The sequence below is a fragment of the Streptomyces sp. 8N114 genome, from assembly GCF_052245835.1.
Taxonomy (GTDB): domain Bacteria; phylum Actinomycetota; class Actinomycetes; order Streptomycetales; family Streptomycetaceae; genus Streptomyces.
In genome coordinates this window covers 221,594-239,796 of sequence record NZ_JBQQBT010000005.1, presented here as the reverse complement: position 1 = coordinate 239,796, position 18,203 = coordinate 221,594, and the positions used below count along the sequence as shown (strand labels likewise).

At 69.8% G+C, this 18,203-nt stretch carries 16 protein-coding genes; 8 read left to right on the top strand and 8 right to left on the bottom strand.

The window, feature by feature from the left end; all coding sequences use genetic code 11:
- Positions 1 to 30: 30 nt before the first annotated feature.
- Positions 31 to 1,428, top strand: a complete 1,398-nt coding sequence (locus ACTWQF_RS13905) for a DUF5685 family protein (RefSeq protein WP_443279659.1) — start codon at positions 31 to 33, stop codon at positions 1,426 to 1,428.
- A gap of 141 nt (positions 1,429 to 1,569) precedes the next feature.
- Here ACTWQF_RS13905 and ACTWQF_RS13900 read toward each other — a convergent pair whose 3' ends face one another.
- Together ACTWQF_RS13900 and ACTWQF_RS13895 are read right to left on the bottom strand one after the other, a co-directional pair.
- Positions 1,570 to 3,789 (bottom strand): NADP-dependent isocitrate dehydrogenase, encoded by a 2,220-nt coding sequence (locus tag ACTWQF_RS13900; protein ID WP_443279658.1) that lies wholly within the window; start codon positions 3,787 to 3,789, stop codon positions 1,570 to 1,572.
- A gap of 161 nt (positions 3,790 to 3,950) precedes the next feature.
- Positions 3,951 to 5,420, bottom strand: coding sequence for a glyceraldehyde-3-phosphate dehydrogenase (locus ACTWQF_RS13895; RefSeq protein ID WP_443279657.1), 1,470 nt, complete (start codon positions 5,418 to 5,420; stop codon positions 3,951 to 3,953).
- 238 nt (positions 5,421 to 5,658) lie between these two features.
- Between ACTWQF_RS13895 and arsM the strand changes: the two genes are divergently transcribed.
- Complete coding sequence (gene arsM / locus ACTWQF_RS13890; RefSeq protein WP_443279656.1) at positions 5,659 to 6,519, top strand: arsenite methyltransferase; 861 nt, start codon at positions 5,659 to 5,661, stop codon at positions 6,517 to 6,519.
- A gap of 539 nt (positions 6,520 to 7,058) precedes the next feature.
- Complete coding sequence (locus tag ACTWQF_RS13885) at positions 7,059 to 8,303, top strand: PP2C family protein-serine/threonine phosphatase (protein ID WP_443279655.1); 1,245 nt, start codon at positions 7,059 to 7,061, stop codon at positions 8,301 to 8,303.
- 325 nt (positions 8,304 to 8,628) lie between these two features.
- Here the strand turns inward: ACTWQF_RS13885 and ACTWQF_RS13880 are convergent, their stop codons facing one another.
- Positions 8,629 to 9,156 (bottom strand): DUF5994 family protein, encoded by a 528-nt coding sequence (locus ACTWQF_RS13880; RefSeq protein WP_443279654.1) that lies wholly within the window; start codon positions 9,154 to 9,156, stop codon positions 8,629 to 8,631.
- 301 nt (positions 9,157 to 9,457) lie between these two features.
- Between ACTWQF_RS13880 and ACTWQF_RS13875 the strand changes: the two genes are divergently transcribed.
- The 3 genes from ACTWQF_RS13875 to ACTWQF_RS13865 all read left to right on the top strand — a co-directional run bounded on the left by ACTWQF_RS13875 (position 9,458) and on the right by ACTWQF_RS13865 (position 10,569).
- Positions 9,458 to 10,033: a DUF5994 family protein gene (locus ACTWQF_RS13875; RefSeq protein WP_443279653.1), complete on the top strand. Its 576-nt coding sequence runs from the start codon at positions 9,458 to 9,460 to the stop codon at positions 10,031 to 10,033.
- 5 nt (positions 10,034 to 10,038) lie between these two features.
- On the top strand, positions 10,039 to 10,185 hold the full coding sequence (locus ACTWQF_RS13870) for a hypothetical protein (RefSeq protein ID WP_443279652.1): 147 nt from the start codon (positions 10,039 to 10,041) through the stop codon (positions 10,183 to 10,185).
- 123 nt (positions 10,186 to 10,308) lie between these two features.
- A complete protein-coding gene (locus ACTWQF_RS13865) occupies positions 10,309 to 10,569 on the top strand; it encodes a hypothetical protein (RefSeq protein ID WP_443279651.1) in 261 nt (86 codons plus the stop codon).
- A 148-nt stretch (positions 10,570 to 10,717) separates the two neighbouring features.
- On the opposite strand, the gene glnA is transcribed toward ACTWQF_RS13865, so the two are convergent.
- On the bottom strand, positions 10,718 to 12,133 hold the full coding sequence (glnA, locus tag ACTWQF_RS13860; protein WP_443247192.1) for a type I glutamate--ammonia ligase: 1,416 nt from the start codon (positions 12,131 to 12,133) through the stop codon (positions 10,718 to 10,720).
- Positions 12,134 to 12,516: 383 nt separating this feature from the next.
- Between glnA and ACTWQF_RS13855 the strand changes: the two genes are divergently transcribed.
- Positions 12,517 to 12,987, top strand: coding sequence for an RDD family protein (locus ACTWQF_RS13855; protein WP_443279650.1), 471 nt, complete (start codon positions 12,517 to 12,519; stop codon positions 12,985 to 12,987).
- A 67-nt stretch (positions 12,988 to 13,054) separates the two neighbouring features.
- Here the strand turns inward: ACTWQF_RS13855 and ACTWQF_RS13850 are convergent, their stop codons facing one another.
- The 4 genes from ACTWQF_RS13850 to lipB all read right to left on the bottom strand — a co-directional run bounded on the left by ACTWQF_RS13850 (position 13,055) and on the right by lipB (position 16,162).
- On the bottom strand, positions 13,055 to 13,744 hold the full coding sequence (locus ACTWQF_RS13850) for a DUF4191 domain-containing protein (RefSeq protein WP_443279649.1): 690 nt from the start codon (positions 13,742 to 13,744) through the stop codon (positions 13,055 to 13,057).
- Positions 13,745 to 13,847: 103 nt separating this feature from the next.
- Complete coding sequence (locus ACTWQF_RS13845) at positions 13,848 to 14,036, bottom strand: hypothetical protein (protein ID WP_443279648.1); 189 nt, start codon at positions 14,034 to 14,036, stop codon at positions 13,848 to 13,850.
- Positions 14,037 to 14,243: 207 nt separating this feature from the next.
- On the bottom strand, positions 14,244 to 15,191 hold the full coding sequence (gene lipA / locus ACTWQF_RS13840) for a lipoyl synthase (protein ID WP_209263457.1): 948 nt from the start codon (positions 15,189 to 15,191) through the stop codon (positions 14,244 to 14,246).
- A gap of 119 nt (positions 15,192 to 15,310) precedes the next feature.
- A complete protein-coding gene (gene lipB, locus ACTWQF_RS13835) occupies positions 15,311 to 16,162 on the bottom strand; it encodes a lipoyl(octanoyl) transferase LipB (RefSeq protein ID WP_443279647.1) in 852 nt (283 codons plus the stop codon).
- A 249-nt stretch (positions 16,163 to 16,411) separates the two neighbouring features.
- On the opposite strand from lipB, the gene ACTWQF_RS13830 reads away from it, so the two are divergent.
- A complete protein-coding gene (locus tag ACTWQF_RS13830) occupies positions 16,412 to 18,142 on the top strand; it encodes a regulator (RefSeq protein ID WP_443279646.1) in 1,731 nt (576 codons plus the stop codon).
- Positions 18,143 to 18,203 lie beyond the last annotated feature (61 nt).

Here is an 18,203-nt window from a genome sequence, read left to right as displayed (position 1 = left end):
GCAGCAGTCGAGTCACGTACGGGGGAGCTCGTGTTCGGAATCGTCAGGCCCTGCAGGCACCGGCTGTCGGAGGGGCTCAGGAGCGAGTGGATGGCGCATCTGTGCGGGCTGTGCCTCGCACTCCGCGGCGACCACGGGCAGTTCGCCCGGGTGGTGACGAACTACGACGGGCTGCTCATCTCCGTGCTGACGGATGCGCAGACCGGTGTCGCGGCCGCCCGGCGCCGCACCGCGGGCCCGTGCCCGCTGCGCGGTATGCGGACCGCGTCCGTCGCACAGGGCGAGGGGGCGCGGCTGGCGGCTTCGGTGTCGCTGGTGCTGGCCTCGGCGAAGGTGCGGGACCACATAGCCGACCGCGACGGGCTGCTGCGCCGCCGCCCGGTCGCTGCCGCGGCGCGCCGGATAGCCGCGGGCTGGGACCGGGCCGGTGCCCGTACCGGCGGCACGCTGGGCTTCGACACGGCCGTCCTGGTCGACGCCGTGGACAGGCAGACCGACGTGGAGCGCGCCGCGGGCCCCGGCACCCCGCTGACGGCCGTCACCGAACCCACCGAGACGGCGACGGCCGCGGCCTTCGCGCACACCGCGACGCTCGCGGGCAAGCCCGGCAACGCGGCCCCGCTCGCCGAGGCCGGCCGGCTCTTCGGCCGCCTCGCCCACCTGCTGGACGCGGTCGAGGACAGGCTCACCGACGCCGCCGAGGGCGCCTGGAACCCGATCAACGCCACCGGCGCCACCCGCGCCGAGACCCGCCGGCTGTGCGACGACGCGGTCCGCGGCATCCGGCTGGCGCTGCGCGATGTGGACTTCGCCGACCCGCGGCTGGCGCACGTCCTGCTGGTGCATGAGCTGCCGCGCGCCGTGGACCGCGCGTTCGGCACGACGTCGTGCGCACACACGGCGGGTCACGCCACCGCCCACGCCCCCGACCCGGGCCCCGGCCCCGGCCCCGGTAACCCGTACCAGCAGCAGCCGTACGGTCGGCCGCCGCAGGGTCAGCCCCCCTACGGCCAGCCGCCGTACGGGCAGGCGCCGCAGAACCTCAACGGCCCCGCAAATCCCTACGCGGGCGGAGGTGGCGGCCAGATACCGCCCGGCGGCGGGGGCGAGGGCTGGGGTGGCTGGGGTGATGACCCGGGTGGCCAGGGCAACCCCGGCCCCCACTCCCCCAACCAGCGTTCCCCGCGCGGCTTCTTCGCCGGCTGCGCGGCCTTCGTCGGCCTCTGCTGCACCTGCCAACTGTGCTGCGCCTCGGAGTACGAGGGCCCCTGGTCCCGCAGGAGGCGCGAGGGCCTCTGCTCGGACTGCTGCGACTGCTGTGACTGCTGCAGCAACTGCAACTGTGACTGCTGCAGCAGTGGCGGTGAGGGCGGTGGCGGCGAGGGCGGTGGCGGCTGCTGCGACTGCGACTGCGGCTGCGACTGCTGACGCCCCCACGCCCCGCCCGCACGCCGTGCGGAGGTCAGCGGTGACGCGGCCCGGTGGGTGCCGGTGGGGAGATGCAAGACGAGGGCCCCGGGAACGGCCAGTGCCGTTCCCGGGGCCCGCTCATCAGCGGTGTGCGCTGTGTCAGCCCAGCGAAGCCAGCGCCTCGTTGAAGGTCTTCGACGGGCGCATCACGGCCGCCGCCTTCTCCGGGGACGGCTGGTAGTAGCCACCGATGTCGGCAGGCGCACCCTGGACGGCCAGCAGCTCGTCGACGATGGTCTGCTCCTGCTCGGCCAGCGTCTTGGCCAGCCCGGAGAACGCCTGCGCGAGCTGCGCGTCCTCGGTCTGCTTGGCCAGCTCCTGCGCCCAGTAGAGGGCGAGGTAGAAGTGGCTGCCGCGGTTGTCGATGCTGCCGAGCTTGCGGCTGGGCGACTTGTTCTCGTTCAGCAGCGTGCCGGTGGCGCGGTCGAGGGTGTCCGCGAGGATCTGCGCCCGCGGGTTGCCGGCCTTGTGCGCCAGGTGCTCGAAGCTGACGGCCAGCGCCAAGAACTCGCCCAGGCTGTCCCAGCGCAGGTAGTTCTCCTTGACGAGCTGCTGCACGTGCTTGGGGGCCGAGCCGCCCGCGCCCGTCTCGAACAGCCCGCCGCCGTTGATCAGCGGCACGACGGAGAGCATCTTGGCGCTGGTGCCCAGCTCCATGATCGGGAACAGGTCGGTGAGGTAGTCGCGCAGCACGTTGCCGGTGACGGAGATGGTGTTCTCGCCGCGGCGGATGCGCTCCAGGGAGAACGCCATCGCGTCGGCCGGGGACATGATCTCGATCTGCAGGCCCTCGGTGTCGTGCAGCGGAAGATACTCGCGGACCTTCCTGATCAGGTTCTTGTCGTGCGCCCGGGTCTCGTCCAGCCAGAAGACGGCCGGGTCGCCGGTGGCGCGGGCGCGGGTGACGGCCAGCTTGACCCAGTCCTGGATCGGCACGTCCTTGGTCTGGCACATCCGGAAGATGTCGCCCTCGCCGACCGCCTGCTCCAGCACCAGCTCGCCCTCGTCGTCGAGGACCCGCACTGTGCCGGTCGCCGGGATCTCGAACGTCTTGTCGTGGCTGCCGTACTCCTCGGCCTTCTGCGCCATCAGGCCGACGTTCGGCACCGAGCCCATGGTGGCCGGGTCGAAGGCGCCGTTGGCGCGGCAGTCGTCGAGGACGGCCTGGTAGATGCCCGCGTAGCTGCTGTCCGGGATGACCGCGAGCGCGTCCTGCTCCTGGTCGTCCTTGTTCCACATGTGGCCCGAGGTACGGATCATCGCGGGCATGGAGGCATCCACGATGACGTCGCTGGGCACGTGCAGGTTGGTGATGCCGCGGTGCGAGTCGACCATCGCCAGGTCCGGGCCCTGGGCCAGCTCCGCGTCGAACGACGCCTTGATCTTGTCGCCCTCCGGCAGCGACTCCAGACCCTTGAAGATGCCGCCCAGACCGTCGTTCGGCGTCAGACCGGCAGCGGCCAGCTTGTCACCGTACGTGGCGAAGGTCTTCGGGAAGAAGGCGCGGACGGTGTGCCCGAAGATGATCGGGTCGGACACCTTCATCATCGTCGCCTTCAGGTGCACCGAGAACAGCACACCCTCCGCCTTGGCCCGCTCGACCTGCGCGGACAGGAACTCGCGCAGCGCGGCCACCCGCATGACGGCGGCGTCCACGACCTCCCCTGCCTTGACCGGCACCGACTCGCGCAGCACGGTGGTGGACCCGTCGTCGCCGTGCAGCTCGATGCGGAGCGCACCGTCCTCGGCCAGTACGACGGACTTCTCGGTGGAGCGGAAGTCGTCACCGTCCATGTGCGCGACGTTCGTCTTCGAGTCGGCGCGCCACTCGCCCATCCGGTGCGGGTTGGCCTTGGCGTAGTTCTTGACGGAGGCCGGGGCACGGCGGTCGGAGTTGCCCTCGCGCAGGACCGGGTTGACGGCGCTGCCCTTGACCTTGTCGTAGCGGGCACGTACCTCCCGCTCCTCGTCGGTCTGCGGGTCGTCCGGGTAGTCCGGCAGCGCGTACCCCTTCTCCTGCAGCTCCGCGATGGCGGCCTTGAGCTGCGGGATGGACGCCGAGATGTTCGGCAGCTTGATGATGTTGGCCTGCGGGATCTTGGCCAGCTCGCCGAGCTGCGCCAGGGCGTCCTCGATGCGCTGGTGCTCCTCCAGGCGCTCCGGGAAGCTGGCGATGATCCGGCCGGCCAGGGAGATGTCGCGGCTCTCGACGGCGACACCGGCCGTCGAGGCGTACGCCTCGACCACGGGCAGGAACGAATACGTCGCCAGGGCCGGGGCCTCGTCAGTGTGCGTATAGATGATGGTCGAGTCAGTCACCGCTACTCCGCTTCGCGTCTACATCGTCTCGATATCAAGATATCCCGTGGGGTGGCGCCAGCGTAAAGCGGCCCGCGCTCGGGTGATCGAGGTGTTCGCGCCCAAGGGCCGGGCTCCCGCTCGACGAGCGGGAGCCCGAACCGCGCGGCCGGTCCGCGAAATCAGACCGCCGGAGCCGAGGCCGACGCCGAGGCGGGAGCCGGGTAGGTCGGGTACTCCGTACCGGAGACGTACTGGACGACGCGGATGACCTGGCAGGAGTAGCCGAACTCGTTGTCGTACCACAGGTACAGGATCGCGTTGTCGCCGTCGACCTTGGTGGCGCCGGCGTCGACGATCGAGGCGTGGCGCGAGCCGATGAAGTCGTTGGAGACCGCGTCGGGAGCGCTGATGAAGTCGATCTGACGCTTGAGCGGCGAGGTCAGGGACACGTCGCGGAGGTAGTCGAGGACCTCGTCACGACTGGTCTCGCGGGCGAGTTGCAGATTGAGGATGGCGATCGAGACGTCCGGCACCGGAACGCGGATCGAGCTACCGGTGATCTTCGCCTCGAGGTCCGGCAGCGCCTTGGCGACGGCGGAGGCGGCACCGGTCTCGGTGATGACCATGTTCAGCGGCGCCGAGCGGCCACGCCGGTCGGACTTGTGGTAATTGTCCAGCAGGTTCTGGTCGTTGGTGAACGAGTGGACGGTCTCCACGTGACCGCGCAGCACCCCGTACTCGTCCGCCATCGCCTTCAGCGGCGGAACGATCGCGTTGGTGGTGCAGGACGCGCAGGAGATGATCTGCTCGTCCGGCTTGATCATGTCGTGGTTGACGCCGTGCACCACGTTGGGCACGTCACCCTTGCCCGGCGCGGTCAGGATCACCTTGTCGATGCCGGGACGCAGATGCTTCGAGAGCCCCTCGCGGTCGCGCCACCGGCCGGTGTTGTCGACGAGGATGGCGTCCTTGATGCCGTACGCCGTGTAATCCACCGACGTCGGGTCGTCGGAGTAGATCACCTTGATCTCGTTGCCGTTGGCGACGATCGTACTGTTCGCCTCGTCGACGGTGATGGTGCCCTGGAACTGGCCGTGGATGGAGTCGCGGCGCAGCAGCGAGGCGCGCTTGACGAGGTCTTGGCCGGCGCCCTTGCGGACGACGATGGCGCGCAGCCGCAGCCCGTTGCCGGAGCCGGCCTTCTCTATGAGCAGGCGGGCGAGGAGGCGGCCGATGCGGCCGAACCCGTAGAGCACGACATCCCGCGACGCGCGGCGGTCGGTCTTGTCGGGCCCCGTCGCACCGGCGACCGCCCGCGCGGTGAACTCCTCCACCGACAGCCCGCGGTCGTCGGCCCTGTACGTCGCGGCGAGCATGCCGATGTCGATCTGGGAGGGGCCGAGGTCGAGCGTGGTGAGCGCTTGCAGGAACGGCAGCGTCTCGGTGACCGACAGCTCGGCGCCGGCTATCTGCCGGGCGAACCGATGGGCCTTGAGGATACTGATCACCGACTTGTTCACCAAGGAGCGGCTGTGCAGAAGGACCGTTACGTCCCGCTCCCGGTGCAGCTTCCCGATGATCGGGATCATCGACTCCGCGATCTCCTCGCGGTGCTTCCAGTTGGTGAACACGTCGTCGTTGACAGTCACAGAATTATCTTTCGAGCTAGGCGGTGCTCATATGCTAACGCCTGGCCGAGACAGCCTTGCGCAGGGCCTCACGGACGGCGACGGGGGCGGGCACGGGCGCACGTACGGGCGGGCGGCCGCACGTGTGCACTGTTTCGACACCCTTCTATCTTGACGTTCTTCGATACAGCGCCCACTCTTGTATTCAAGAGCATCGAATCAACCTTTCGAAGCAGCGCAATCTCTTCAGGAGCGCGTCATGAGTGAGACCGACGAACTACGCGAGACCGTCCGACAGCGGTACGCGGCCGCAGCCGTACGCGTAACCGAGGGAAGCACGGCGTGCTGCGGCCCCGACACCGCCGAGACCGACGACAACGGCGGCGCGACCTGCTACGCAGCCGACCAGCGCGAGGACCTGCCCCCCGAGGCGGTCGCCGCCTCGCTGGGCTGCGGCAACCCCACAGCCGTCGCCGAACTCCGCGAGGGCGAACACGTTCTGGACCTCGGCTCCGGCGGCGGCATCGACGTACTCCTCTCCGCCCGCCGCGTCGGCCCCACCGGCAAGGCGTACGGCCTGGACATGACCGAGGAGATGCTCGCTCTCGCCCTGGCCAACAAGGCGAAGTCCGGTGCGACCAACGTGGAGTTCCTCAAGGGCACCATCGAGGCCATCCCGCTGCCCGCGAACACCATCGACGCCGTCATCTCCAACTGCGTCATCAACCTCTCCACCGACAAGCCCGCCGTCTTCGCCGAAATGTTCCGGGTCCTCCGTCCCGGAGGCCGCCTCGGCATCTCCGACATCGTGGCCGACGACCACCTCAGCCCTCAGCAGCGGGCCGAACGAGGCGACTTCGCCAGTTGCCTCGCCGGCGCCCTCTCCTTCACCGAGTACCGCCAGGGCCTGGCGGCCGCCGGCTTCACCGACATCCGGGTACTCCCCCAAGCTCTCGGCTCCGCTCGAGCAGGGGGGACCCCCACCCGAGCTCCCGGCTCCGCCCGAGAAGCGGGGACCCCCACGGTTGCCGACAGCATGCACTCCGCCACCATCCAAGCCACCAAGCCGACCCCCACGACCGCACCACCGGGAGCCACCCCCGACTCCACACCCGATTGATCGGGGCTCCACGCCCCCCATCGCGCCGTCCCGCGGTGCCGTCCCGGGGATGACGTTCTCCGGCCCGATGTGCCTGCGGCCTGGCCCCCTCCCCCACCCCCAACGCCCGTGGGCCGCACCCCCAAGCGGGAAGTACGGCCCACGGCCCATGCACGGCCCAGGCAAGCGGAAACCCGCGACCTGCGGCGTTCTTGGACGTCGACGTAGAGCCGGGAAACGGTTCTGACCTGCACGGACGGCGCCCGTGGAGGCGGACCGGTGCACAGCGGGTGCACAGCCGGGTGATCAGGCGCAGCCCCGCACTCCGTGCAGTGCGTACCCGGGCGGTCTTCTCGGGGCGCTGACCGGTGGCTGTTCGTTGAGGCGGTCATGCATCTGGCGGCCTCCGGAGCGATGACCTGCTCGAGTGTCGTGCGGGACCGTTCGCTGCAATGCTCGTGACGTGGCGGCGGAAGCCCCATGCAGTGCCGGGACGGGAAACCTGGAGAACCAGGGGTTGCGGCCGGGAAGGGAATCTCCGGCAGAGGTTCGAGGTGCCGATGACAGGACGCGGGCAAGGCGAGGGCAGGTCTGCGGTGGACCTGTCCGAGGGATTCGGGGAGCGGCTGCTGGGGCAGCTGCTGGACCGGGCGCACGAGATGCCGCCCCAGCTCATCGCTCCGCTGGTGGCGGAGGAAGTGCGCAGGATCGGTGGCCGGGACGTCTCGATCCTTTTGCAGGACTACGAGCAGCGCGAACTGGTGCACCTCCCGGGCAGGGGGCTCACGGTCGGCGAGACGCTGCCCGTCGACGGTTCACGGGCCGGTGAGGCGTTTGTCCGCAAGATCGCTGTCGAGGACGAGCAGGCCGACGGCGTACGCATGTACCTGCCGCTCCTGGACGGCAGCGACGAGGTCGGGGTCATGGCATTCACCCTGGACAGCGTCGAGGACGACGACCGTCGGCTGGCACGGCGGCTGGCCGGACTGGTCGCCGACATGCTGGTCACCAAGAACAGCTACACGGACCGCTACACCCAGGCACGGCGCCGTCACCCCATGAGCGTCGCCGCGGAGATCCAATGGGCCCTGCTGCCGCCGCTGGCAATGGACACCCCGCAGGTCGCCGTGGCGGGAGCCCTGGAGCCCGCCTACAACGTCGCGGGCGACAGCCTCGACTACGCGCTCAACGACGACATGCTGCACCTTGCCGTCATCGATGCGATGGGCCACGGCCTGAACGCTTCCGTGCTGGCGACCGTTGCGGTGAGCGCCTACCGGCACGCCCGCCGGGCCGACGTGGGGCTCGCGGAGCTGTACACGTTCATGGACACCGCCATCGACCAGCAATTCGGACCCGACCAGTTCGTCACGGCACAGATGATGCGCCTGGACGTAGGGACCGGCCAGTTGCAATGGGTCAACGCCGGCCACCCGGAGGCGCTGCTCATCCGCGGCAACAAGGTCATCCGGCGCCTGGAGAGCGAGGGCACGCTGCCCGTCGGCTTCGGCGGCGTCACCCCGCTGATCAGCACGACCCAGCTCCAGCAGGGCGACAGGGTGATGTTCTACAGCGACGGCCTCGTCGAAGAACACAAGCGGGGCGAAGAGCAGTTCGGCGAACAACGCATGATCGACGTCCTCGAACACGTCAGCACCGTCACCGAAGACGTACAGGAGACGGCGCGCGTCCTCTCCCACACCCTGATGCGGGAACGCGGCGGCACCACCAGCGACGACGCGACCCTCTTCCTCGTCGAGTGGCGAGGCGGCACCGCAGACCACCTGGCCACCGTCGCCATCTGACGTCGGACGCCGCGACTGGTCCGGGCTCGTAGGAACTTCTCCAGGTCGTGGTCCGTCGTGGGGCGGGCCCTGCGGCCGGAGACGGTCGGCGGCCTGGTCCGGCTGGACACCGCCCTGGTGGCGCTATTGTGGGCGAATATTTCGAGGAGCGGAAGCTACGAGGTACTGCGCGATCTCCACATCTACGGGCGCAGACGGACGGACCTGTGCCTGGCGCCGCGGGTGAGAACTGAGCGCTGGGCCACCAGTGCGAGGGAAGTCCAGGGCAGCACTGGGCGAGCGCTTGCGACCGACCCGACAGAGAGAGCCGGACCCCAGGAGAGCGTCAGGTCGAGTCGCCGCCCCGCTGTTCTGTGCGACCGCGTTCCGCGAGATCCGGGTGTGCGGGATTGGTGCTGGTGTCGATGAGGATCTGCTCGGCCGTGGTGATGTTGTCGGCTCGTACGGCCTGGGCCATCGCGGCGCGTGCCGCGTCCGGCGTCGCCTGTGGGGGAACGACCAGGAGGGAGAAATGATCCCTGTCGCCCCGAGTGATGAGGACGGTGTCGTCACCGACCGGGAAGGAGTCGAGGTGCACGACCCGGTCGTCGATGATCAGTCGCGTCGGCAGTTCCTCCCAGGCACTCGCGTCCAGTCCGACGCGGGTGATCGGCCCGAGGTGCCGACTCAACTTGGTGATCAGACGGGGTAGTTCGGCAGCGATGTCACGGGAGCGCGGCCACCATGCGCCGTCGAGGATCCCCTCGCGAAGCCGTGTCGTCTCCAGCCTGAGAAGCGCGGTCCCGGGCTTCACCGAATGGTGGAGCGCGTCCGGCAGGAGCCTCGGAGGATGTGGGGTGTCGGAGTCGGCCATGGTGAGTTCCCTCGATGGGGCTCGACGTCTTCGCCGGACAGCCTGTGACAAACCGCTGGGGTCGCCACCGCACACTGTGTCGGCAATTCCACCGTACCCTTGTGCCGGCCCGCGGGCTCGTCCGTGAGGCCGGGTACGGCCGCATTCCTGAGAAATCGGTGGTCGCGGGGCATCCGGCCTGTGGACCGGAGTAGTGTGAAGGGACCGGGAGTACTTCGCACACCGGCTTCCGCGCCGGTGCCGTTCCCGGCGAGTAACAACACCGGGAACTCGAAGACGAGCCCGGAGGCAGGCGCGCGCCATGACCGCGACCACCGAAACCACAGTCACTGATGAGCGCGTCTCCCCGCCACCGGCCCGCTTGTCCCTGACCCCCGCGGACGCGCCCCCGGGGCTCCTGGACGGCGCCTGGTGGCCCCGGTCCCGAGATCTCCTCCGCGAGTTGCCCGCTCTGACAGCAAGGCTGGACGTGTGCTGGGGCCGGATCACCCGTGTCACGGTGAACCCGACTCACTGGCCAGTGATCCCACGGAAGGTGCCCGTCGCCGGGCACACGGTGGGCGTGGGCTGGTTCAGGGAAGAGCAGGACCCATACAAGTTGATATTGCTCTCCTACACCGCCGAACGTGGACGCTGGGATCTGCTGGTGATCCCGCCGGAAACCACTGCGGCCTCCGCTGCCAGGCTGATGTCCGCCGCAGCCGTCCCGGGGAGCCTCCTCACCGCCACCAGGCTGATGGATGACGAGGTCAAGATCCGCGACGCCGCTGAGGAGCGCGGCCGGACATCGGAGTGGGACGCCGAGGGCGGGGCTGCGCCCCCGCGCAGGCTCGCGATCGGGCTCCCGGCCTCCGCCCGCGAGACCTTGGGGAGGTGAAAACAGTGGACCCTCTTGTCACCACAGCTGTGATCATCGCAATGATCGCCCTGGGAGTTCTGCTGATCCACCGGCTCAACGCCCAGCACGACCGACGGATCGCGGCCTTCCACTACAACACCGCTGAACATCACGACGGGAACCGCGAGTGACCCCTACTCTTCTCTGACCAGGGCGCGTCTGACCGGGCGTGGGTGCGACGCCGAGGCGGCGCGCCCCTACAGGTCACACGGATGCCTCTGACTCCCATGTCAGCCAGATGAACGAGGGACACCATGAAACCAGCGGAACCAGTGCCCTCGGCCGGACACGCCGAGGTTCGAATCGTCGCGGCGTCCCCGGAGACGGCACGTCAGGTGGCAGAGGTTCTCCGGCGCTGCTTCGGCTCCACGGAACAACGCAGCTATCCCGTCGGCCAGGAGGGCGGGACGCGTCTCCACTTCACTGTGGACACCACGCAGACCGCCGAGCCCGCCCGCTCCTGGCTGTTGACCAGTGAGTCCTCGGACGACAACCGAGCACAATCGGACGAGTGAGGCATCACCTTCGGCCCGTTGGTTCCGGGAACGGCACTGCGGGAACGGCTGAGGGCCGCCACCCCGGGGAGGGGTGGCGGCCCTCAGCATTGTTGCTGACGCCCCGTCAGCGAACCGGGCTCCCTCACAGACAACCCGACCCCGCGGTTTAGATGTCGAAGTACAGCTCGAACTCGTGCGGGTGGGGGCGGAGCTGCATGGGGGCGATCTCGTTGGTGCGCTTGTAGTCGATCCAGGTCTCGATCAGGTCGGAGGTGAAGACACCGCCGGCCTGGAGATACTCGTTGTCGGCCTCGAGGGCTTCGAGGACGGCGGGGAGGGAGGTGGGGACCTGAGGGACGTCGGCGTGCTCTTCGGGAGCGAGCTCGTAGAGGTCCTTGTCGATCGGCTCGGCGGGCTCGATCTTGTTCTTGATGCCGTCCAGGCCCGCCAGGAGGAGGGCGGAGAAGGCCAGGTAGGGGTTGGACGAGGGGTCCGGGGCGCGGAACTCGACGCGCTTGGCCTTCGGGTTGGAGCCCGTGATCGGGATCCGCATCGCGGCGGAGCGGTTGCGCTGGGAGTAGACCAGGTTGACCGGGGCCTCGAAGCCGGGGACCAGGCGGTGGTAGGAGTTCACCGTCGGGTTGGTGAAGGCCAGCAGCGAGGGGGCGTGGCGCAGGATGCCGCCGATGTAGTAGCGGGCGGTGTCCGAGAGGCCCGCGTAGCCCTGCTCGTCGTAGAAGAGGGGCTCGCCGCCCGTCCACAGGGACTGGTGGACGTGCATGCCGGAGCCGTTGTCACCGAAGATCGGCTTGGGCATGAAGGTGGCGGTCTTGCCGTTGCGCCAGGCCGTGTTCTTGACGATGTACTTGAACAGCATCAGGTCGTCGGCCGCGGCCAGCAGCGTGTTGAACTTGTAGTTGATCTCCGCCTGGCCCGCGGTGCCCACCTCGTGGTGCTGGCGCTCGACCTGGAGGCCGGCGCGGATCAGCTCGGAGGAGATCTCGGCGCGCAGGTCGGCGAAGTGGTCGACCGGCGGGGCCGGGAAGTAACCGCCCTTGTAGCGGACCTTGTAGCCGCGGTTGCCGCCGTCCTCGAGGGCGCCGGTGTTCCAGGCGCCGGCCTCGGAGTCGATCTCGTAGAACGAGCGGTTCGCGGTGGTCTCGAAGCGGGCGCTGTCGAAGACGTAGAACTCCGCCTCCGGGCCGAAGAACGCGGTGTCGGCGATGCCGGAGGAGGCGAGGTAGGCCTCGGCTTTCTTGGCCACGTTCCGCGGGTCACGGCTGTACTGCTCGCCGGTGATCGGGTCGTGGATGAAGAAGTTGATGTTGAGGTGCTTCTCGGAGCGGAACGGGTCCACACGCGCGGTCGACAGGTCCGGGACCAGGGCCATGTCGGACTCGTGGATGGCCTGGAAGCCGCGGATCGAGGAGCCGTCGAACATCAGGCTCTCGGCGGGGTCGAAGGCCTCCGCCGGCACGGCGAAGTGCTGCATGACGCCGGGCAGGTCGCAGAACCGGACGTCGATGTATTTGACGTCGTTGTCCGCGATGTACTTCTTGGCCTCGTCGGCGTTCTGGAACATCCATCCTCCTAGTCCCGCCGCGTCGGGACGGGCTTGCTCCGGCTCCGGGTGCGGGCACGGAGTGCCGCACGCCTGGTGGCCGACCTTAAGCAGGGGCCATTTCTCCAGCATGACCCATCTGTTTCGCCGATGTTAACCACCAGGCCGGAGGGACGGCGGATGACCGTACGGAGCCCGACTGTTACGGTCGGTTTGCGATCTGCTTGCCAGGTGTTCAACCGGTTACCCGGAGCCACGGGAGACACGGCGAGCCACAGCGTTCTTACGGCGTACAGCGATTCGTCTACACCGTACGAGCCGATCCGGCAGGACAGCCGTACGGGCCGGCCGGACAGCCGTACGGGGCCGGTCCTCCGCGAAAACCGGCGCGATACCGTTGTCGGGTGGACAACAGGGACGCAATCGGGTCGTGGCTGTCAGGACCGCGCGCCGCGGCGGAGGAGATGGGAGCCGACTTCGGCTACCGCGGCAAACGGCTCGGCCTCCCCGAGGAGGGCCCCGGAGCCATCGCGCCGGTCGGACGCCGGATCGGCGCGCTGTTCATCGACTGGGCACTCTCGGCCCTCATCGCCTTCGGGCTGCTGGCGGGGCGCCGCATCGAGGCCACCAACAACTGGGCGCTGGTCGTTTTCCTCGTCATGAGCCTCCTGACCGTCGGCTCGGTCGGCTCCACGCCGGGCAAGCGGCTGCTGGGGCTGCGCGTGGTCGCCCTGGACGGGCTGGAGAAGCTGCCGGTGTGGCGTGCAGCGGTGCGCACTGTGCTGCTCGGGCTCGCCATCCCCGCGTTCATCTGGGACCGCGACAACCGCGGGCTGCACGACCGGCTCTCGGGTGCGGTCCAGGTGCGGATCTGAGCCAAGCCTTCAGACAGCAAGCAGGGTGGGCTCCCGGAGAGGGAGCCCACCCTGCTGCGTGCGGCGGTCAGCGGCCCTGCGGGCCCTTGGGGAGCTTCATGCCCTTGGGCATCGGCCCCTTCGGGATCGGCATGTTGCTCATGAGGTCGCCGAGCGCGCGGAGCCGGTCGTTGATCTGGGTGACCTCGGCGCCCTGGAGCGTACGGGGGAGCTTCACGATCTTGACGCGGAGCTTCTTCAGCTCGACCTGGCCCTCGTCGGGGCCGACGACCAGCGTGTGGACCGGTACGTCGCCGACGACGCGGTTCATCTTCTTCTTCTCGGACGCCAGCAGTCCGCGCAGCCGGTTCGGGTTGCCCTCACCGACGAGCACGATGCCCGCCTTGCCGACCGCACGGTGGACGACGTCCTGGCTGCGGTTCATCGCGACGGCCGGGGTGACCTGCCAGCCTCGTCCGATGTTCTCCAGCACGGCGGCCGCCGCTCCCGGCTGGCCCTCCATCTGCCCGAACGCGGCCCGCTCGGCGCGCCGTCCGAAGACGATCGCGCAGGCCAGCAGGGCCAAGAGCACGCCCACGATTCCCGCGTAGATCGGGTGGTCGATCAGAAAGCCGATCGCGAGGAGTACACCGAAGGTGACAAGCCCCACGCCGGCCAGGATCCAACCGATCTTCCGGTCCACGCGCCGGGTCATCTTGTACGTCTGAGCGATCTGCTTGAGCCGCCCAGGGTTCTCGGTGTTGTCCTTCCTCGCCATGCGATGAAGTTTACGTGGGAGGGCGGACGGACCGCTGCGCGGCCAGGGGTATGGGGGTCGCCCCCGGGAGGTGGCCCAGCTCAGCCGCGGGAGGCGGCCCGGCTCAGCTGCGGGAGGTCAGCAGTGTGCGGCGGTCCGATGCGGCGTTCAGTACGGTTTCCGCCTCGTGCCGGGCCCGGGCCCGGCGGCGGTCCTCCAGGACCGCCGTCCACGCGTTGCGCCGGGCGACCCGCTGCCCGTTGCCGAAGAAAAGGTGCTCCAGACCTTCCAGTGCCCACAGGGTGGTCCGCACTGTCGTCCCCTCCGTCAGTCGTCCGTCTGAACCAGGCGCCCGCCCGCACAGCAGGAAGCTGCGCTCAGCCGGGAGGCTGCGTGCGCGATATGTGGTTTCAGCGTTACGCATTGGTGTTACCAGGCGATGACCGGAGGGTCAAAGTCCACGGAAGCCTGTGCGGCGAAGCTCACTCTCCGCCTCGCCGCACAGCCCCGTGCGGACACCTCAGGCGGCGGACGTCGTGCCCGTACGGCGGGCCTCGACGGCCTGCTGGTAAAGGCGTCCGGCGCGGTACGAGGAGCGGACGAGCGGGCCGGACATGACGCCCGCGTAGCCGATCTCGTCGGCCTCCTGCTTCAGCTCGACGAACTCCTGCGGCTTCACCCAGCGCTCCACGGGGTGGTGCCGCGGGGTGGGACGGAGGTACTGGGTGATGGTGATCAGCTCGGCGCCGGCCTCGTGCAGGTCGCGCAGGGCCTCGCTGACCTCCTCGCGGGTCTCGCCCAGGCCCAGGATCAGATTGGACTTGACGACCAGGCCCGCCTCGCGGGCGCGGGTGAGGACCTCCAGCGAGCGCTCGTAGCGGAAGCCGGGGCGGATGCGCTTGAAGATGCGGGGCACCGTCTCGACGTTGTGCGCCAGCACCTCGGGACGGGAGGAGAAGACCTCCGCGAGCTGGTCGGGTTCGGCGTTGAAGTCGGGGATCAGCAGCTCGACGCCGGTGTCGGGCATCAGTCCGTGGATCTGCCGCACCGTCTCGGCGTAGAGCCAGGCGCCGCCGTCCTCGAGGTCGTCGCGGGCCACACCGGTGATCGTCGCGTAGCGGAGCTCCATCGTGCGGACCGACTCGGCGACGCGGCGGGGCTCGTCACGGTCGAGCTCGGCGGGCTTGCCGGTGTCGATCTGGCAGAAGTCGCAGCGGCGGGTGCACTGCTCGCCGCCGATCAGGAAGGTCGCCTCGCGGTCCTCCCAGCACTCGAAGATGTTGGGGCAGCCCGCCTCCTGGCAGACCGTGTGCAGACCCTCGCTCTTGACCAGGTTCTGGAGGGCGTTGTACTCGGGGCCCATTTTCGCCCGGGTCTTGATCCACTCGGGCTTGCGCTCGATGGGGGTCTGGCTGTTGCGGACCTCCAGGCGGAGCATCTTGCGACCGTCGGGTGCGACAGCGGACACGTCCGGCTCCCTACGTACTTTCGATTCAGCGGCGGGTATCAGCCTACGCCTGCGGTTTATGGCTTGCGTACGGGCCGGAGCCCAGGAAACACCCTGGCCGGCCCATGGTGGGACCGGGCTCAGACGGCGCGGGGCATCGGGGTCGCGGACTCCAGCACCTCGCGCAGGTGCTTCTCCATCAGAGGAAGCACCTCGGAGACGGGAACATTCCTGCCCAGCTCCTGGGAGAGCGAGGTGACGCCCGCGTCGCGGATACCGCAGGGGACGATCCGGTCGAAACCGGTCGTGTCCGGGTTGCAGTTCAGCGAGAAGCCGTGCATGGTCACGCCCTTGGCGACGCGGATGCCGATCTGTGCCAGCTTGCGGTCCTCACCGCGCTGGCCCGCGTTGGAGGGCGCGTACTCGGGGCCCATCAGCCGCGGGTCGTAGTCTTCCTGGTCCAGCCTCGGATCGAGGTCCAGCGCCAGGCCCGAAGACGGCCGCTGCCCGGTCCGGGCGGGCTTCTCGACGGCGTCGCCCAGCACCCACACCCCGCTGCGGCCCTCCACCCGCGTCGTCTCCAGGCCGAGCTCGGCGCAGGCGCGGATCATGGCCTCCTCGAGGCGACGGACGTGCGCGACGACGTCGACCGGGCGCGGCAGCTTGAGGATCGGATAGCCGACGAGCTGGCCCGGACCGTGCCAGGTGATCTTGCCGCCGCGGTCGACGTCCACCACGGGGGTGCCGTCGAGCGGGCGCTCGCTGTCCTCGGTGCGCCGCCCGGCCGTGTAGACCGGGGGGTGCTCCAGCAGCAGACAGGTGTCGGGGATCTCGTCGGCGAAGCGGGCCGCGTGCACCCGCTTCTGCTCCTGCCAGGCGTCCAGGTAGTCGACGGCGTTGTCGCCGAATCCCAGGTGGACAAAGCGGAGTTCGCCGTCCGCGGGACCGTCCATCAGACCGTCCGCCGGACCCTCCAGCCGGGGTTCTCCCATGCCTTCTCTCCTTCGTAAGCCCGCGCCGTACGCCTGCGCACACCGGGTGGCGGGCTGCTTCGCGCTCGCGCCCTCAGCCACTGTACGGCCGCCGCGCTCCGTCCCCGCAGGTGGCTGCCCCCTCACACGTACGGATGAATACGCGACGAAGGGCGCGAACGATGTACGAGGGACCGTTACATTCGCGCCGTTCCAGCAGGGCGCCCCGGCGTCTGACACAAGCCGTGAGGGCAGGAGACCGTAGACCTGATGACGATGGAACGACCTGGGGAGTCCGTGAACGACGCGGCCCAGCCATCCCAGCAGCGCATCCCCAACCGCCAGCTCGCCGCCCTGATCGCCGAGGCGGGCTTCTCCAACGCGGGCCTGGCCAGGCGCGTGGACCAGCTCGGCCTCGAACACGGTCTTGACCTGCGCTACGACAAGACATCGGTGACCCGGTGGCTGCGCGGCCAGCAGCCCAGGGGCACCACGCCCGCGTTGATCGCGGAGGTCTTCACCCGGCGCCTGGGGCGGCGGCTGACGGCGCAGGATCTCGGCCTCGACGCATGCGCGCCGGTGTACGCGGGGCTGGAGTTCGCGGCGACGCCCGCCGAGGCGGTGGACATCGTCAGCGGATTGTGGCGTAAGGACTCCGGAAGCCATGCGGAGCTGCGGAAGATCGCGTTCACTCCGGCGGGGCTCGTGGTGCCGAGCCGGGACTGGCTGATCGGACGGGCTGACGAACGCGTGGCGCGCGGGCCGGAACCGGACAGCCCGGGCAGCCCGGCCGGTCCCGGCGGCCCCGGTTCCGCCGGCGGGCCGACGGGCTCGGGGCCGGGACCGGGGCAGTCCGCACCAGGTGCCGCCGGCATGGGCGCACCCCGCGGACAGGGCCTCGGGCCAGGGCACGGCCCCGGTCACGGACCAGGCCACGGGCACGGCCCCGGGCACGCGGCCGCGAGCGCGGGCGGCGTGGGGCACGGCGGCGGGCTGCGGGTCCCGCCACAGTCCCGGGTCGGCGGCGGTACGGGCGTGACGACCAGGCCCCCGTCGCTGGCCGCCGCGCGGCTGGACCGGGTGGAGCGCGGGCCCGGGCAGCGGGTCTCCGGCGGCGACGTGGCGGCGCTGCGTTCCGTGTGCGAGCTGTTCCGCGCCCTGGACCATGCCTACGGCGGCGGGCACGCACGGCAGGCCCTGGTGCGGTATCTGGAGCACGAGGCCGAGCCGATGCTGCGCGGCGTCTACGGGGAGCAGTTGGGCAGGCGGCTCTTCGCCGCCGCGGCGGACCTGACCCGGCTGGCCGGCTGGACCTCGTACGACATCGCCGCGCACGGTCTGGCGCAGCGCTACTTCGTACAGGCCCTGCGGCTGACCCAGGCGGCGGGCGACCGCGCGTTCGGCGCCTATGTGCTGGTGACGATGAGCAGGCAGGCCGTCTATCTGGGGCATGGGCGCGAGGCGGTGCAACTGGCCCGGGTCGCCCAGCAGGGCGTGGGCACCTCGGTGTCGCCCGCGGTCCAGGCGCTGCTGCACGCGGCGGAGGCGCGCGGCCACGGGGTGCTGGGCGAGGTGCGGGCCTGCACGGCGTCGCTGGCCCGCGCCGAGCGGGCGCTGGAGGCCGCCCGGCCCAGCGAGGATGTACCCGCTTGGGCGAGGTTCTTCGACGAGGCGCAGCTGGCCGACGAGTTCGGGCACTGCCATCGCGACCTCCAGCAGTACCGCGCGGCGGCGCAGCATGCCGAGCGCTCGCTCCAGCTGCGCGGCGCCGGGTTCGCTCGAAGCCGGCTGTTCTGCCGGGTGGTGCTGGCCACGGCGCGGCTGGGGCTGGGCGAGATCGAGCAGGCGTGCGCGCTGGGCGCCGAGGCGGCCCACCAGGCGGCGGAGATGCGGTCCGTACGTGCTCATGAGTACGTACGGGACTTCGAGCGGCGGTTGGAACCGTATCGGGACGCGGCGGCCGTTCGGCAGTACCGGGAGAAGGTGTCGGCGCTGGTGTGAGGTTTTCTGGGGAGGGGGTGCCCCTGGTTGACTCTGGGAAGGGGGTGCCCCTGGTTGACGG